The sequence below is a fragment of the Paracoccus sp. TRP genome (assembly GCF_000185925.1).
Taxonomy (GTDB): domain Bacteria; phylum Pseudomonadota; class Alphaproteobacteria; order Rhodobacterales; family Rhodobacteraceae; genus Paracoccus; species Paracoccus kondratievae.
The window spans coordinates 21,501-35,632 of sequence record NZ_AEPN01000023.1 but is presented as its reverse complement, the minus strand read 5'-3'; the positions used below and the strand labels follow the sequence as shown (position 1 = coordinate 35,632).

At 62.6% G+C, this 14,132-nt stretch carries 18 protein-coding genes; 7 read left to right on the top strand and 11 right to left on the bottom strand.

The features are described 5' to 3' along the window. Window positions 1-343: 343 nt before the first annotated feature. From clpS to PARACOCCUSGL_RS0113175, 3 genes are all read left to right on the top strand, one after another. Window positions 344-661: an ATP-dependent Clp protease adapter ClpS gene (gene clpS, locus PARACOCCUSGL_RS0113185; RefSeq protein ID WP_028712279.1), complete on the top strand. Its 318-nt coding sequence runs from the start codon at window positions 344-346 to the stop codon at window positions 659-661. Between the two features lie 61 nt (window positions 662-722). Beyond that, complete coding sequence (locus PARACOCCUSGL_RS0113180) at window positions 723-1,685, top strand: class I SAM-dependent methyltransferase (protein ID WP_010397374.1); 963 nt, start codon at window positions 723-725, stop codon at window positions 1,683-1,685. Further along, complete coding sequence (locus PARACOCCUSGL_RS0113175) at window positions 1,682-2,491, top strand: SDR family NAD(P)-dependent oxidoreductase (protein WP_010397371.1); 810 nt, start codon at window positions 1,682-1,684, stop codon at window positions 2,489-2,491. The genes PARACOCCUSGL_RS0113180 and PARACOCCUSGL_RS0113175 overlap by 4 nt, the downstream gene beginning before the upstream one ends. On the opposite strand, the gene PARACOCCUSGL_RS0113170 is transcribed toward PARACOCCUSGL_RS0113175, so the two are convergent. Then, complete coding sequence (locus PARACOCCUSGL_RS0113170) at window positions 2,488-2,904, bottom strand: hypothetical protein (RefSeq protein WP_010397369.1); 417 nt, start codon at window positions 2,902-2,904, stop codon at window positions 2,488-2,490. The two genes, PARACOCCUSGL_RS0113175 and PARACOCCUSGL_RS0113170, sit on opposite strands and share 4 nt — an antisense overlap. An 81-nt stretch (window positions 2,905-2,985) precedes the next feature. Here PARACOCCUSGL_RS0113170 and hemF point away from each other — a divergent pair, with 81 nt between their 5' ends. Then, window positions 2,986-3,846, top strand: a complete 861-nt coding sequence (hemF, locus tag PARACOCCUSGL_RS0113165; protein ID WP_010397367.1) for an oxygen-dependent coproporphyrinogen oxidase — start codon at window positions 2,986-2,988, stop codon at window positions 3,844-3,846. Next, window positions 3,846-4,406 carry a histidine phosphatase family protein gene (locus PARACOCCUSGL_RS0113160; protein WP_176224527.1) on the top strand — a complete coding sequence of 187 codons (561 nt, stop codon included), beginning with the start codon at window positions 3,846-3,848 and terminating at the stop codon, window positions 4,404-4,406. Before hemF ends, PARACOCCUSGL_RS0113160 begins: the two co-directional genes overlap by 1 nt. 10 nt (window positions 4,407-4,416) lie before the next feature. Here the strand turns inward: PARACOCCUSGL_RS0113160 and PARACOCCUSGL_RS0113155 are convergent, their stop codons facing one another. The 4 genes from PARACOCCUSGL_RS0113155 to PARACOCCUSGL_RS0113140 form a co-directional block, all read right to left on the bottom strand. After that, window positions 4,417-4,965: a sugar O-acetyltransferase gene (locus PARACOCCUSGL_RS0113155; RefSeq protein WP_010397363.1), complete on the bottom strand. Its 549-nt coding sequence runs from the start codon at window positions 4,963-4,965 to the stop codon at window positions 4,417-4,419. After that, on the bottom strand, window positions 4,962-5,321 hold the full coding sequence (locus PARACOCCUSGL_RS0113150) for an SUF system Fe-S cluster assembly protein (RefSeq protein ID WP_010397361.1): 360 nt from the start codon (window positions 5,319-5,321) through the stop codon (window positions 4,962-4,964). Before PARACOCCUSGL_RS0113150 ends, PARACOCCUSGL_RS0113155 begins: the two co-directional genes overlap by 4 nt. 64 nt (window positions 5,322-5,385) lie before the next feature. Beyond that, window positions 5,386-6,123, bottom strand: a complete 738-nt coding sequence (locus PARACOCCUSGL_RS0113145) for a MipA/OmpV family protein (RefSeq protein ID WP_010397359.1) — start codon at window positions 6,121-6,123, stop codon at window positions 5,386-5,388. Window positions 6,124-6,222: 99 nt separating this feature from the next. Next, the gene (locus PARACOCCUSGL_RS0113140; protein WP_010397356.1) at window positions 6,223-8,070 is read right to left on the bottom strand and encodes an ABC-F family ATP-binding cassette domain-containing protein; all 1,848 of its coding nucleotides are present in this window, start codon (window positions 8,068-8,070) and stop codon (window positions 6,223-6,225) included. A 130-nt stretch (window positions 8,071-8,200) separates the two neighbouring features. Between PARACOCCUSGL_RS0113140 and ndk the strand changes: the two genes are divergently transcribed. Next, window positions 8,201-8,623 carry a nucleoside-diphosphate kinase gene (ndk, locus tag PARACOCCUSGL_RS0113135; protein WP_010397353.1) on the top strand — a complete coding sequence of 141 codons (423 nt, stop codon included), beginning with the start codon at window positions 8,201-8,203 and terminating at the stop codon, window positions 8,621-8,623. Window positions 8,624-8,683: 60 nt separating this feature from the next. On the opposite strand, the gene PARACOCCUSGL_RS0113130 is transcribed toward ndk, so the two are convergent. The 5 genes from PARACOCCUSGL_RS0113130 to PARACOCCUSGL_RS0113110 form a co-directional block, all read right to left on the bottom strand. Then, window positions 8,684-9,892 (bottom strand): cytochrome b/b6 domain-containing protein, encoded by a 1,209-nt coding sequence (locus tag PARACOCCUSGL_RS0113130; RefSeq protein WP_010397351.1) that lies wholly within the window; start codon window positions 9,890-9,892, stop codon window positions 8,684-8,686. Continuing rightward, complete coding sequence (locus tag PARACOCCUSGL_RS0113125; RefSeq protein WP_010397350.1) at window positions 9,892-10,467, bottom strand: thymidine kinase; 576 nt, start codon at window positions 10,465-10,467, stop codon at window positions 9,892-9,894. Before PARACOCCUSGL_RS0113125 ends, PARACOCCUSGL_RS0113130 begins: the two co-directional genes overlap by 1 nt. A gap of 73 nt (window positions 10,468-10,540) precedes the next feature. Then, complete coding sequence (locus PARACOCCUSGL_RS0113120; protein ID WP_010397348.1) at window positions 10,541-11,986, bottom strand: DEAD/DEAH box helicase; 1,446 nt, start codon at window positions 11,984-11,986, stop codon at window positions 10,541-10,543. 183 nt (window positions 11,987-12,169) lie between these two features. After that, entirely contained in the window at window positions 12,170-12,619 is a 450-nt protein-coding gene (dtd, locus tag PARACOCCUSGL_RS0113115) for a D-aminoacyl-tRNA deacylase (RefSeq protein ID WP_010397345.1), read from the bottom strand. A 1-nt stretch (window position 12,620) separates the two neighbouring features. Then, window positions 12,621-12,848 carry a hypothetical protein gene (locus PARACOCCUSGL_RS0113110; RefSeq protein WP_010397343.1) on the bottom strand — a complete coding sequence of 76 codons (228 nt, stop codon included), beginning with the start codon at window positions 12,846-12,848 and terminating at the stop codon, window positions 12,621-12,623. 93 nt (window positions 12,849-12,941) lie between these two features. On the opposite strand from PARACOCCUSGL_RS0113110, the gene PARACOCCUSGL_RS0113105 reads away from it, so the two are divergent. After that, complete coding sequence (locus tag PARACOCCUSGL_RS0113105) at window positions 12,942-13,193, top strand: DUF2312 domain-containing protein (protein WP_010397340.1); 252 nt, start codon at window positions 12,942-12,944, stop codon at window positions 13,191-13,193. 40 nt (window positions 13,194-13,233) lie between these two features. On the opposite strand, the gene PARACOCCUSGL_RS0113100 is transcribed toward PARACOCCUSGL_RS0113105, so the two are convergent. Beyond that, window positions 13,234-14,109: a hypothetical protein gene (locus PARACOCCUSGL_RS0113100; RefSeq protein ID WP_010397337.1), complete on the bottom strand. Its 876-nt coding sequence runs from the start codon at window positions 14,107-14,109 to the stop codon at window positions 13,234-13,236. Window positions 14,110-14,132 lie beyond the last annotated feature (23 nt).

Genomic DNA, 14,132 nt, shown 5'->3' with positions numbered 1-14,132 from the left:
GAAGGCCGCGAATGGGGCTCCGGCTACCGCCATGGGGAGCGCCCATGCGAATAGGATCATAAGTCCCAAGCGGACGTTTCTGGCGAATCTGCTCACTATCCCGGTCTCTTCTGCCTCTGAGGGTCCGTTCATTATGCAGACCCTTCGTTAATGAAATGATAATAGCATGGCTTGCCGGGTTCGGAAACTGCAAGTTTGCGACCTTATGGCGCAATATGCCGAACCCCGCTCAACCTTTGTGCAGCCCTTTGGGCGGCGGGGCTTATCAAGCCGAGGCAAAGCCTTTATATTCAGTGGCACAACCATCCGTAATTCTTTTGCAAGCGTCGTGACCAATCCGCATATGACCAATCGACCCGGGGACCGCGAAGAGGTCGAGCTGGGGGTTAAGACCCGCCCCCGCACGCAACGGCCTCCGATGTACAAGGTGCTGCTGTTGAACGACGATTTCACACCGATGGAATTCGTCGTTCATGTGCTGGAGCGGCTTTTCAACATGAGCCATGCTCAGGCGATCGAGATCATGCTGACGGTCCATCGCAAGGGGGTGGCCGTCGTCGGCGTATTCTCGCACGAGATTGCCGAAACCAAGGTGGCGCAGGTCATGGAACTGGCCCGCCGCCAGCAGCATCCGCTGCAATGCACTATGGAAAAAGAGTAGAAATTTGGCTGGATCGAGGCTGGAACTCGCATTTGGTGGCACGCCACCTGAGGGACGTTTATTGCTGATTGGCGCCGGGGCTGCGACGGATCTTGCGCCGTTTGAACCGGATCGCCTGCAGATCGTGCAGGGTTTTTACCCGGATCATCGCGCGCTTGTGGCGCAGGGGTATGAGGTCGTGACCGAAGCTTCGGGCGATTTCGACGGGGCGGTCGTCTTTCTGCCCCGGGCCCGGGCCGAGGCGCGGGCGCGTATTGCCGAGGCGGTCTCATGGCTGGCGCCCGGTGCCTCGCTGTGGATCGACGGACAAAAAACAGACGGTATCGACGCTGTGATGAAAGAGATGCGCGGCCTTGTTCCTGTCGATGAGGTGCATTCGCGTGCGCATGGCAAGATATTTCGCGTGATCTTACCCGCCCCGGGCTGGCTGCCCGACGGGTGGGCGGCGGCCGATCACGAGGCCGCACCCGGTATGGTCACGCGGCCCGGGGTCTTTTCGGCCGACGGTCCCGATCCTGCCTCTCAGGCGCTTTTAGCTCATCTGCCTGAAAAATTGCCGACCCGCATCGTCGATCTTGGCGCGGGTTGGGGCTGGCTTGCCGCCGGCATCCTTACCCATCCCGGCGTCGAGGTGCTGCATCTGGTCGAGGCGGATGCCACGGCGCTGGCTTGCGCGCGTCGCAATGTCTGTGATCCGCGGGCACAGTTTCACTGGGCCGATGCGCTGGATTTCCGCCTGCCCGAACCGGTGAACGGGGTGATCATGAACCCTCCCTTCCACGAAGGGCGCGCCGCCGATCCCAAGCTTGGCGCTGGCTTCATCCGCGCTGCGGCGGGGCTTTTGACCGGGGCGGGGCGGTTGTGGATGGTTGCGAACCGCCATCTGCCCTATGAGCAGGTGCTGAGGGAATGCTTTGCTGATGTTTCGGAACTCGGGGGCGATTCCCGGTTCAAGATACTGACTGCGACGGGCGCGCGCCGCCCGGGCAGCAAGCGCCCCCAACCGAAAGGCAGGAAAAGATGAACGTGTCCATTCAGGGCAAGACCGCGATCGTCACCGGCGCTGCGCGGGGCATCGGTCTGGCCATCGCCCGCCATTTCGAGGAAGTGGGGGCCAATGTCATGTTCGCCGACAGCGACGAGGCCGCGCTGATGAGCGAACTTGGCGAACAGGCCGAGGGTGAAGGCCCGGTTCGCGCCTTTGCCGGGGACCTGGGCCAAAAACTGACGCTTGCCAATCTGGTCTCGGCCACCATCGACGCATTTGACCGGGTGGATATCCTCGTTAACGCGCATCGCATGGTACAGGGCTGCGACCCGCTGACGGTGAACGAAGAGCAGCTGGCCGACATGTTGCGCCAGAACATGATTTCGGGGCTGCGCCTGTCGCAGATGGTCGCAAAGCGCATGATGGCGCAGGCCGAGGACGCAGATGACGACGTGTTGCAGCATGGCGCGATCGTCAATCTGACCTCACTGGCGGCCGACTGGCCGCAGCCGCAGATGCTGGCCTATTCGATTGCCAGCGCGGCACAGGCACAGGCGACGCGTTCGCTCGCCTCGGCGCTCGCGCCCAAGCGGATTCGCGTGAATGGCGTCGCCTTTGCCAGCATCATGTCGAACAACGTACAGCTAAAGCTGCGCGAAGATCCCGGTCTGCGCGACCGTATGATTGCCGCCACGCCTCTGGGCCGGATCGCCGGAGCAGATGAGCTGGCCGCGACGGTGACCTTTCTGGCGAGCGAGGCCTCCAGCTTTGTCACCGGCCAGATCCTGCGCGTCGATGGTGGTCGCAGTCTGGGCGATCCGCTGGCGCCGGGAGTCTATTAAGACTTCTTTTCCTCGGGGTAAGCGGCTTTGCAGGCATCGACCGCAGCGCGGGCCGAGGGCATCAGCGCCTGCTTGCGCTGCAACAGGTTGTCGCGCTTGCGCGTCTCGGATGCGGGGTCGATGGGGACCCGATAACGTTCGGTATCCACAACATCGCGCAGACAGGGGCGATAGCCCAGACGGCGATTGCCATCTTTGTCGATCCAGACATGGCGGCATTCGTCCCATTCGGTGCGGGTCACCGTGCGTTCCTGCCAGGCATAACCGCGTGCCAGATTGCCCTCGACCTCGGTCAGCAGATTCGAGACGGTGCGATACTCGCGGGTATTGCGGCTGATGCACTGTTCTTGCGGTGTGCCGCAGGCCGCTACCATCAGGACGGGCATCAGGGCAAGCAGGATGTTGCGGGTCATGGCCGTGCGCTCTAGTTGTTTGCAGCGAAAGCATAAGCCCGCCGCCGGGGCGGGGCAATTCACGAATGCGGAGGCGCGCCCATGGAAATGCAGGATCAGCGACAACAGGCTGCGGTCTGGTTCCGTGAGTTGCGCGACCGCATCGTCGCCGCCTTTGAAGGGCTTGAGGACCGGGGGCCCGGCACCTCTTCGCCTGGCCGGTTCGAGGCCCGGGAAACCCGGCGTGGCGAGGGTGGCGGCGGCGGGCTGATGTCGGTCATGCGCGGCGGTCGCGTCTTTGAAAAGGTCGGCGTCAACTGGTCCGCTGTGCATGGTGAGTTGTCGTTGCCGGCCCAGCAGGCCATGGCTGCGCGGGGTGTGCCGGGGATCGAGGACGATCCCCGCTTCTGGGCCTCGGGCATCAGTCTGGTGGCGCATATGCAGAACCCCCATGCGCCCGCGGTGCATATGAATACGCGCATGTTCTGGACACCCGGGGCGTGGTGGTTCGGCGGCGGTGCCGATTTGAATCCCTGTCTGGAATATGCTGAGGATACGGCGCATTTCCATGGTAGGTTACGCGCCGCCTGTGCGGCCCATGGGGCGGACTACTATGACCGTTTCAAGGCATGGGCGGATGAGTATTTCTTTGTCCCGCATCGCGGTCGGGCACGGGGCGTTGGCGGCATCTTTTATGATGATCTGAACAGCGGCGACTGGCAGGCTGATTTTGCCTTTACCAAAGCAGTGGGCGAGGCTTTTTTGCCCGCCTTCCTGCCGCTGGCGGAAAAGCGCATGGGCCAAAGCTGGGGCGAGGCTGAAAAGGATGCGCAGCTGATCCATCGCGGCCTGTATGCGGAATACAATCTCGTTTATGACCGCGGGACCAAATTCGGTCTTGCGACCGGCCACGATCCCGAAGCGGTGCTGATGAGCCTGCCGCCCCTGGCGAAATGGGTCTGATGCCGGACTGGCCAGACCTTTACCTGATGCGTCATGGTCAGACGGTCTGGAACGCTGAGGGGCGGATGCAGGGTCATCTTGATTCGCCCCTGACCAAACTGGGAGAGGCGCAGGCCCGCCGGCAGGCGTGGCTGGTCAGCCCGCTGCGCGGCATGGCGCGTTATGCCAGCCCCGCCGGGCGCGCGCAGCAAACTGCACGGATCGTCTTTGGCGATCAGGACTTTATCAGCGACAGCAGATTGCTGGAAATCGACATCGGCGCATTCACTGGCCTGACGTGGAGCAAGCTTTGCGCCGAACACCCGGATATCTGCGGGCGCGGTGGGCTTGACTGGTACGATCGCGCGCCGGGTGGCGAGCATTTTTCGGGGTTAGAGGCGCGTGTGCGGGCTTTCCTAAGCGATCTGCCCGGCCCGGCGATGATTGTCACCCATGGCATTACCTTGCGGATGCTGCGGCTGGTGGCGATGGGTCTGCCGCTGGCGCGACTGGCCGAAATGCCGGTGTTGCAGGGCGCACTGCATTTGGTCAGTCGCGGTCAGCATCGGATGTTTTTTTAAAGCCAGCTCTTCAGGCTTTGGGTGGCAAAGGTCGGGCAGGGTTGCCGACCACCGTCGCGCCCGGTGCGACATCATGGGTCACAACAGCGCCCGCGCCGACGATGGCTCCGTCGCCAACGGTGATGCCAGGCAGAATGATCGCCCCGCCACCGACCCAGACGTCATCGCCGATGGTAATGGGCTTGCCCCATTCCATTCCGGTCGCACGGCGTTGGCGGTCGCGCGGCCGATCCTCGGTCAGCAGCTGTACTCCGGTCCCGAACTGGCAGCGGGCGCCGATGCGGATTTCGCAGATATCCATGAAAAAACAGCCGTAATTGACAAAGCAATCCGGCCCGAAATGGATGTGTTTTCCGTAATCGACGTGGAAGGGCGTGCGGATTACCGCCCCGTTCCAGGTGCCCAGAAGCTGCGTCAGCGTCCGGGCACGGGTTTTGTCGCCTATGATCGTGGCGTTATAGTCGCGCATCAGCCCCTGTGCGGCCTTGCGCATCGCCACCAACTCGCCGTCCCCCGGATTATAGGGCCGGCCGGCCAGCATGTCCTCGCGCGCGGTCAAATGAAACCAAGCTCCAGACGGGCTTCTTCGGACATCATGTCCATGCCCCATTGCGGCTGGAAGGTCATCTCGACATCGACCTGTTTGACGCCGGGCAGGGCCTCGATCGCATCGGCGACCCAGCCGGGCATCTCGCCCGCCACGGGACAGCCGGGGGCGGTCAGGGTCATGACAATGCGCACGACATTGTCGTCGCTGATCTGGATGGTATAGATCAGGCCAAGGTCAAAGATATTGACCGGAATTTCAGGGTCATAGACCGTCCTGCATGCCTCGACCACGCTGTCATATAGCGGGTGTCCGGTCGTAGACGGCGCGATCAGCGGATCGCCTTCCTTGAGGTTTTCGATGCTCATGTGGCGCGTCCTGTAAAATCTTGGCAATTATATAAGACTTACGCCAACCATGGTCCAGAGCCGCTCAGAACCGGAAATTCAGCCGCCGCGCGACGCCGATGCTGACCGAGGGCTGGCTGCGCGTCTCGACCAGAGGGGAATCGCCTGCATCGCCAAGCAGACGGCCATAGCTCAGCCTGCCCATGACAGCCGTATCGGGCATGAACTCGTAACGCGCCTCAAGGCTGACGCGGGCGATATAGGCGCCGCCATCCGGGTCATAGACGGTTTTGCCGCTGGAGGCCGATTCGGCCGCAGTCACGCCGAAATAGGTCGAGGTAAATTCGCTGTTGCCAAGCCCAAGCTCAGCCCCGGTCCAAAGCGTCAGCTTGTCGCTGGCCTTGATACGATATTTCGTCCCGAGTTCGCCAACCACCCCGTGGTGGCCACCGAAACCTTTGCGGATCGCGCCATAGCTGGTGAACTCGCCCGCGCGCCAGGACAGTTTCACGCCGATTTCACCGGCATGGCCGATATCGTCCATGCCGCGCAGATCGTCATAGTCACTGGCGTCGCGCTTGCCGACATAGTTCAACGACGGTGAGATCGAGACCCCGTCCTCCCGGTCGCCATCACTGTCGGCATTGCGCAGGATCAGCCAGGGCGAGGCGTCAAGATTGTCCGAGCCCATGAATTCGGGGCTGTATTTCACGCCCAGACCGGCATCGAACGACAGCCCTTGCCCCAATCCCAGCGATTGTGCCGCGGCGGGCGAGGTCAGGGCAGTGGCGGCAAGAAGCGCGAGCGAAGCAATCCGGTACATGACGAATCCTCGTAGAACTGGCCGGACCCTGCGTCGAAACACGGGACCGGGCAAGCAGACTCTGGCGGCGGGTGCCACATTAATCCGGCACTGTTGCGCTTAGGACCGCTCGGCTGCTTCCAGACGTTCCAGCGCCTCCATCCACAGCGATTCGGCGCGCTGCATGGCCTCGGTTGCCTCGGCATGTTTGCGGCCCCAGGTCTCGGCCTTTTGGGCATCGTCATAGGTGGCGGGATCGGCCATGATCGCATCCAGCTTTTCCAGCATCGCGGTCAGCTTTTCCACCCGCTCTTCGGCACGGCGGGCCTCGGCGCGCAGCTCAAGGATCTTTTCGCGCGAGGGGCGTTTGGGTGCTGGTCTGGCGGCCGATTTGCCCTCGGGCTTTTCGTCGCCGGAAATCAGCATCTTGCGGTAATCGTCCAGATCGCCCTGCCACGGGCTGACGCCGCCCTGACCGACCAGCCACAACCGGTCGGCGACCAGATTAAGCAGATGCATATCATGGCTGACCAGCACGACCGCGCCGGTATAATCGTTCAGCGCCTCGGTCAGTGCTTCGCGGCTTTCGATATCCAGATGGTTCGTCGGCTCGTCGAGAATCAGCAGATGCGGCGCGTCGATGGTGGCAAGCAACAGGGACAGCCGCGCCTTTTGTCCGCCAGAGAGCTGGCCGACGCGGGTTTCGGCCTGCGCCTCCATCAGACCAAAGCCTGCAAGCCGCGCACGCAGTTTTGCCGGTGCCTCATCCGGGCGCAGCCGACGGACATGGTCAAGCGGGGTCTCGTCCAGCTCCAGCTCATCGACCTGATGCTGGGCGAAATAGCCGATGCGCAGCTTGCCCGAACGGGCGATCCGCCCCTCCATCGGCTCAAGCCGCTCGGCGAGCAGTTTTGACAGCGTCGATTTCCCCTGGCCGTTTCGGCCAAGCAGCGCGATGCGGTCGTCCTGATCAATACGCAGGTTCAGACGGCGCAGCACCGCGCGCCCGTCATAGCCGACCGAAACCCCGTCGAGAGAGATGATCGGGGGCTGCAACTGGTCAGGCTGCGGAAAGCTGAAGCGGTGGAATTTTGCCTCTTCCGGGGCGGTGATCGGCTCCATCCGCTCAAGCATCTTGATGCGGGCCTGTGCCTGACGGGCCTTGGTGGCCTTGGCGCGGAAGCGATCGACAAAGCTTTGCAGATGGGCGCGACGGGCCTCCTGCTTCTTGGCCTCGGCGGCCTGCAATGCGCGCTTTTCGGCCCGGGTGCGGGCAAAGACATCATAGCCGCCGGAATATAGCACCAGCTTGCGATCTTCGAGATGCAGGATATGGCCGACGGCACGGTTTAACAGGTCGCGGTCGTGGCTGATGACGATGACCGTATGGGGGTAGCGCGCGAGATAGCTTTCCAGCCATAGCGCACCTTCCAGGTCCAGATAGTTGGTCGGTTCGTCGAGCAGCAGCAGATCCGGTTGCGAAAACAGCACGCCCGCCAGCGCGACACGCATCCGCCAGCCGCCGGAATAGTCGCTGGTCGGCCGCGCCTGATCCTCGGTTGAAAAGCCAAGGCCGCGCAGGATGGTCGAGGCGCGGGCCTCGGCTGACCAGGCGTCGATATCGGCCAGCCGGGTCTGGATTTCGGCGATGCGATGAGGGTCGGTCGCGCTTTCGGCCTCGGCCATCAGCCGGGCGCGTTCGGTATCGGCGGCAAGGACGGTATCAAGAACCGAAGTTGCGGTCCCCGGTGCCTCTTGCGCGACACCTCCGACACGGGCGCGGGGTGGCAGGGTGATGGCACCGCCGTCCAGCGACAGCTCGCCCCTGATCAGCCGGAACAGCGTCGTCTTGCCAGCGCCGTTCGGGCCGACAAGGCCGACCTTGTGCCCATCGGGGATAGTGGCCGATGCGTGCTCAAAGAGCGGTCGTCCGGCGATGGAAAACGAGATGTCATCAATACGCAGCATAAGGCCTCGCATGGCGCAAGCCGCCGTCCGCGTCAATGCCGCCCCCGGCTTTTCAAGCGCCGCCTGCCATGGTAACGGGGCGCGGATTTCCGGGCCATAGCGGCCGGAACAAGATAAAGGGACGACCAACATGGCCATCGAACGCACGCTTTCGATCATCAAACCCGACGCCACCAAACGTAACCTGACCGGCAAGATCAACGCCAAGTTCGAAGACGCAGGTCTGCGCATCGTCGCGCAGAAGCGCATCAAACTGTCGCCCGAACAGGCCGGCCAGTTCTACATCGTCCACAAGGAGCGCCCCTTCTATGGCGAACTGGTCGAGTTCATGGCCTCGGGCCCGGTCGTGGTGCAGGTGCTTGAGGGCGAAAACGCCATCGCCAAAAACCGCGAAGTGATGGGTGCGACCAACCCGGCCAACGCCGACGAAGGCACCATCCGTAAAGAGTTCGCCCTGTCGGTGGGTGAGAACTCGGTCCACGGTTCGGACGCGCCGGAAACCGCAAAAGAAGAAATCGCCTTCTTCTTCTCGGGTCTCGAACTGGTCGGCTAAGTCCGGCTGCGAGTTTTGCGATTTCAGAAAGGCCGCCCGGTTGGGCGGCCTTTTTCATGCCTATTGGCGTTTTGCGGTCAGATCGAATGAGATGTTGACACCAAATCCCACGGTGCTTTCGTCGCCATAGCTGGTGCCGATGCCGAAATCGCGGCGATCGACTTGCAGGCTGCCCTTGGCCTGCGCCTCATCGCCGTTGACCGTCAGTTCAAAGGGCAGGTCGGTTTCCACTGCGTGCCCGGCGATGGTCAACCGGCCGCGGGCGATATGGGAAGGACCTGCGGAGGTGGCGGGCAGGATATCGGCCTCGAAAACCGCGTTCGGATGGGCGGCGGCGTTCAGAAAGTCCGGCCCTTTGGCCGTATCGCTGACCGCACCGAGCGTGAGCGAGGCGATATCGACATTGACCACCACCCGGCCGGTCTGGCTTTCAGGGTCATAGTCAATCACGGCCTGCCACTGGTCGAACCGGCCCGAAACTGTGCTGCCGGCTTGTGTAGCCTCAATGTTCAGCGTTCCCTGTTGTACCGCCCAGCCCGAGGTTGCGGCCGCCTGCGGAGCGCTGGCAGGAATGTTTCCCCCATCTTTGGTGGGGGCTGCTGTTATTGTCAGCGCCGCGCCAGCCCAGATTGCGATCCCCGCCAGCGCCGCAAGAAGATGCGGCAGCACGCCTGAAGTCGCTGTCGGAGGTTCTGGCGCGCGCTCGGGGTTGCCGGCCATGCGGCTTAGCGTGCCGTCGCGGTCAATGATGACATGCTTTAGCGCCCCAAGGATGTGCAGCAGGATCAGCCCGCCCAGCAGCAGCCAGCCCAGCTTGTGAAAGGCGGCAAAACGTTCGGCCAGTGCGGCGTCCTCGGGAACCATGGGCAGGCGCTGCCCAAATGGCCAAAGGATGCGGGCAAAGCCGCCCGGCGCCGCCGAATGCAGCAGCCAGCCAGAGATCGGCATAATGATCATGCCGATCCACAACCCCCAGTGCACGGTCTCGGCGACAAAACCTTCAAGCCTCCGCCCGGGGTGCAACGGGTGGGGTTTTTTCTGGGTCAGCGTCCACAGGATGCGCAGGACGGCAAGGGTCAGGGCCGTCACACCCACGGTCTTATGGACGGAATAGGTCTGAAATATCGCCTGAAGCTGCGCTTCGCCCCCTTTGGGCAGGCTGCCCGCGTAAAGTCCCAGGGCGATTGCAGCAAGGATCAGAGCGGCAACCGTCCAGTGGAAAAAGCGGGCGACCCAGCCATAGGCGCGGGCGGTATTGCTGGCATTCATCAATTTTCTCCCATCGCTTCGCGCCAATGGCGCCGGCAAAGCGAGACATAGGTTTCATTACCGCCAATCTGAACCTGCGCGCCATCACGTAACACGCGACCTTGATCGTCGTGGCGTACGACCATGGTGGCCTTGCGTCCGCAATGGCAGATGGTACGCACCTCGCGCAGATCGTCAGCCAGCGCCAGAAGTACCGCCGAGCCGGGGAAAAGCTGGCCGCGGAAATCCACCCGCAGGCCGTAGCACATCACCGGCTGGCCCAGATCGTCGGCGACGCGGGCAAGTTGCCAGACCTGTGACTCGGTCAGGAACTGCGCCTCATCAACAAAGATGCAGGCGGCGTCGCGGCCTTCGGTCTGGATCAGCGCAAACAGATCTGCCTCGGGGGTGAAGCTCAACGCATTTTCGGCGATGCCGATGCGGCTGGCGATGCAGCCCGGACCGGCGCGGTTGTCAATCGCCGCGCTCAAAAGCAGCGTCTGCATCCCGCGTTCGCGGTAGTTGTAGGACGCTTGCAGCAAAAGCGTACTCTTGCCCGCGTTCATGGTGGAATAGTGGAAATACAGTTTGGCCATGGGCGCAGATAGACGCGCGGGCAGGGGGTGGACAAGCCGCTACAATATGCAGGCGGCCTGTCCCAGGGGCCGGTCAGGCCCGTTGAGCGGCTTTCGGCGCGCGCGAGGGCCGACGCGCGGGACGTTTGCGTGCCGCGCCAGCACCCTGAGGGCGTCCGGCCGGGCCGCCCCGTTCGCGAATCTTGGCGGCCTCAAAGGGCTCTTCACCACCCACAATGGCGATTTTGGCCTTCATTGCCCTTTCGATGGCCCGCAGTTCTCCGATCTCGGCAGGAGAGCAGAAGGCGATGGCGCGCCCGTCACGTCCGGCGCGGGCAGTGCGGCCGATGCGGTGCACATAGTTTTCAGGCACGTTCGGCAGGTCATAGTTATAGACATGCGCCACCTCGGGGATATCGAGGCCGCGTGCCGCCACATCGGTCGCCACCAGAACCTTGGTGTCACCGGCACGGAAGCTGGCCAAGGCGCGCTCGCGCTGACCCTGGCTTTTGTTGCCGTGGATGGCTGCGACCTTAAAGCCCCATTTCTCAAGCAGTTTCGACAGCTTTTCCGACCCGTGCTTGGTGCGGCCAAAGACAATGGCCAGCTCGTCGCGGTGCTTTGACAGATATTCTGCCAGCAGCGTCGCCTTGTCGCCCTGATTGACGAAATGCACGCCCTGTTCAATCTTTTCAGCGGCCTGACCGGGCGGGTTCACGGCAACGCGCACGGGATCGGTCAGATAGCTGTCGGCCAGCTCTTCCATCAGCTTAGGCATGGTGGCCGAGAAAAGCAGCGTCTGGCGTTCGCGCGGCAGCATCTTGGCGATGCGACGCAGCGCGTGGATAAAGCCGATGTCCAGCATCTGGTCGGCCTCGTCCAGCACCAGATATCTGGTCTGCGACAGGTCAATGGCACCGCGGTCGATAAGGTCGATCAGGCGGCCCGGCGTTGCAATCAGCACATCGACGCCGCGTTCAAGGCGCTGGACCTGAACGTTGATCGAGGCGCCGCCCACGACGCGGTACTGCCGGATCGGGGTGCCGATGGCATAGTTGTCGATATTCTCGGCAATCTGCGTCGCAAGCTCGCGCGTGGGCGCAAGGATCAGGGCGCGGCAGGTGCGCGGTTCGGGTTTGCGGCCGATGTTCAGCAGCCGGGTCAGCATCGGCAGGCCGAAAGCCGCCGTCTTGCCGGTGCCGGTCTGGGCAAGGCCCAAAAGGTCGCGACCCTCGACGATCGCAGGAATGGATTTTTCCTGAATGGGTGAGGGGTTTTCGATCCCCAGTCCCGACAGGTTGATCGCCACGCGCGGATCGATCCCCATCCGGGTGAAGGGGGTGTCGATCTCGGGGATGGCGCGGCGGATGAACTTTTCTTCCGGCTCGCTTTGATGGCGGCGATGAGAGGCACCGGGTTTACCACCACGGAAATGCGGTTTGCCGGCGCGCGGGCCACGGGGGTTGCCCGGACGGTTCGTACGGAAGGATTCGTTAGTCATAACGTCTTTCAGCCAGGTCGCCCGCGTATCGGCGCGCATGGCAGGGGCCACGCAGATTGCGTGACAGGTTGCGAGGGGCGGGCGCGATACGGCAAAGCCCGCAAGCCTCCCCGCGTGAATGGGAAACCGGAGGATATGTTGCCGACCTGGCGCATAAGGCGCCGGCTGCTCACGCGGCAGCGGGCGGCAACGTTTCGCAAATGAGGGCTGGCCCCACGAAAGTCAAGCGCGATCAGCCGAATCCATCCAGATCGTCACCGGACCGTCGTTGATCAGCGACACCTGCATATCCGCGCCGAATGAGCCTGTTTCAACCGGCAGACCAAGCGTACGCAACGCCTCGGCAAAGCGCAGATACAGCGCCTCGCCCCGTTCGGGGACCTCGGCAGAGGAAAACCCGGGGCGGTTTCCGGTGCGGGTGTCCGCGGCAAGGGTGAACTGGCTGACGACCAGAACCGAGCCTCCGATATCCTGAACCGAGCGGTTCATCTTGCCGGCCTCGTCGCGAAAGATGCGCAGCCTGGCAATTCGCGAGGCCAGCTTTTCGGCGGCGTCATCCGGATCTCCGCGCATGGCGCAGACAAGGACCAACAGTCCATGGCCGATGCGGCCGATGGCTTCGCCCCCGACCTTTACCTCGGCTTCAAGCACGCGCTGGATCAGGGCGCGCATCTTAGCTGTCCAGCATGATGCCCAGAACGACGAGCATCAGTCCCAGAACCGAGGCGGCAAGCGCCGCCATGTTGACGGCTACGACCTTGCGCATGGCGGCCCGCATCTCGGCATCGTCCGTGATCCGCGCCTTGGCCCGTGCGGCGGTTATGATACACCATGCCAGCGCGATCAGCCCGACCACGGTCAATGCGGTTCCGCTCCAGATCAGCCCGTCCCAGATCGTCATGTTTTCGCCTCCGTCTGCCGGCGATGGCGTAGCGGCGATTGCACCCGCCCGCAAGACCGCCTAGACCCGCGCCAAAACCTCAAGGAGCGGAACATGCAGGACGACAACGCCTATGGCATCGCCGCCGGCGAACTGCGCCAGTTCATCGAGCAGTACGAGCAGCTCGAGGCGGAAAAGAAGGACGTGACCGAACAGCAAAAAGAGTTGATGGCCGAGGCCAAGGCCCGCGGTTACGACACCAAGGTGATGCGTAAGGTGATCGCGCTGCGCAAACGCGACAAGGACGACATCGCCGAAGAGGAAGCGATCCTGGAAATGTACAAAGCCGCGCTTGGCATGGTCTGAGCGCAAAGGGCAGGGCGCCGGATCTCCGGCGCCTTTTTCATTATGGCGTGATGAATTCGATACCGGGCAGGGCCGCGATTTCAGCGATGTCCTGATCATACGCGGCGGTGATGCGGTCCACCATCTCTTGCGTCCAGCCGGGCAGGCTCACCTCGACATGAATCTGATCGGGCAGGGCATGTTTTTCAAGCGCGGCGCTAAAGATGCGGCGGCGGCTTTCAACGGTCAGATCGGTTTCCTGAGCCAGTGCTTCTTTGACCATCCGGATGCCGTCAGCGTGCATGATATCGCCCAGGATCTGCAACCCGGCCCGCAGCGGCACATCTGCCGGCATGGTCGAAATACAGCGCACCACCTCGGGCCAGATCAGCGACGTATCCTCGTGGCACCAGACGACCAGTCGCCGCCCGCCAAGCTCGGCCTGAATGCGCTGAATGGCCGGAGCCCAACGCATCGCCTCGGGATCGATTCCATTCATCAGATCTGCGTAGGTGCTGCCTGGTTCCCGCGACAGGACAAAGGGAATCAGCGTCGCCGGGTTCTTGATTGCAATAAAGAATTCGACCTCGGCACTGGGGAACAGATTGGCCAGCGCCACCATCTTTTCCCCCGCTGATACATAAAGTCCCTGCGGGGAAAGCGCCCGGATCGCCTTGCCTAGAAAATGGGCGGTACTGAAGATGATCCGCTCTGGCTCATCTGATTCAAGCAAAGCATCCAGCATCACCTGTTCCATTTCAGGTGTCGCCGCCTGACCACGCAGCGAGAACAGGACATCCCTGAATACTTCACGATGCCTGTTCGGAGTTACCGGTTCGATTCCGTTGCGCAAAAGCCAATCACGGTTTTGTGAAAGTGTCTTGATCATGCGGTCGTGGTCTGTGCCGTGAACCCCGCAATGAAACGCGATCTGCATCTGCCTGGAACTCCTCAATCGTT

Bases quoted from the DNA above. Each gene is read 5' to 3' on its own strand.
- clpS (WP_028712279.1), top strand. From the start codon at position 344: ATGACCAATCGACCCGGGGACCGCGAAGAGGTCGAGCTGGGGGTTAAG.
- PARACOCCUSGL_RS0113175 (WP_010397371.1), top strand. From the start codon at position 1,682: ATGAACGTGTCCATTCAGGGCAAGACCGCGATCGTCACCGGCGCTGCG.
- PARACOCCUSGL_RS0113170 (WP_010397369.1), bottom strand. From the start codon at position 2,904: ATGACCCGCAACATCCTGCTTGCCCTGATGCCCGTCCTGATGGTAGCG.
- hemF (WP_010397367.1), top strand. From the start codon at position 2,986: ATGGAAATGCAGGATCAGCGACAACAGGCTGCGGTCTGGTTCCGTGAG.
- PARACOCCUSGL_RS0113160 (WP_176224527.1), top strand. From the start codon at position 3,846: ATGCCGGACTGGCCAGACCTTTACCTGATGCGTCATGGTCAGACGGTC.
- PARACOCCUSGL_RS0113150 (WP_010397361.1), bottom strand. From the start codon at position 5,321: ATGAGCATCGAAAACCTCAAGGAAGGCGATCCGCTGATCGCGCCGTCT.
- PARACOCCUSGL_RS0113145 (WP_010397359.1), bottom strand. From the start codon at position 6,123: ATGTACCGGATTGCTTCGCTCGCGCTTCTTGCCGCCACTGCCCTGACC.
- PARACOCCUSGL_RS0113140 (WP_010397356.1), bottom strand. From the start codon at position 8,070: ATGCTGCGTATTGATGACATCTCGTTTTCCATCGCCGGACGACCGCTC.
- ndk (WP_010397353.1), top strand. From the start codon at position 8,201: ATGGCCATCGAACGCACGCTTTCGATCATCAAACCCGACGCCACCAAA.
- PARACOCCUSGL_RS0113130 (WP_010397351.1), bottom strand. From the start codon at position 9,892: ATGAATGCCAGCAATACCGCCCGCGCCTATGGCTGGGTCGCCCGCTTT.
- PARACOCCUSGL_RS0113125 (WP_010397350.1), bottom strand. From the start codon at position 10,467: ATGGCCAAACTGTATTTCCACTATTCCACCATGAACGCGGGCAAGAGT.
- PARACOCCUSGL_RS0113120 (WP_010397348.1), bottom strand. From the start codon at position 11,986: ATGCGCGCCGATACGCGGGCGACCTGGCTGAAAGACGTTATGACTAAC.
- dtd (WP_010397345.1), bottom strand. From the start codon at position 12,619: ATGCGCGCCCTGATCCAGCGCGTGCTTGAAGCCGAGGTAAAGGTCGGG.
- PARACOCCUSGL_RS0113110 (WP_010397343.1), bottom strand. From the start codon at position 12,848: ATGACGATCTGGGACGGGCTGATCTGGAGCGGAACCGCATTGACCGTG.
- PARACOCCUSGL_RS0113105 (WP_010397340.1), top strand. From the start codon at position 12,942: ATGCAGGACGACAACGCCTATGGCATCGCCGCCGGCGAACTGCGCCAG.
- PARACOCCUSGL_RS0113100 (WP_010397337.1), bottom strand. From the start codon at position 14,109: ATGCAGATCGCGTTTCATTGCGGGGTTCACGGCACAGACCACGACCGC.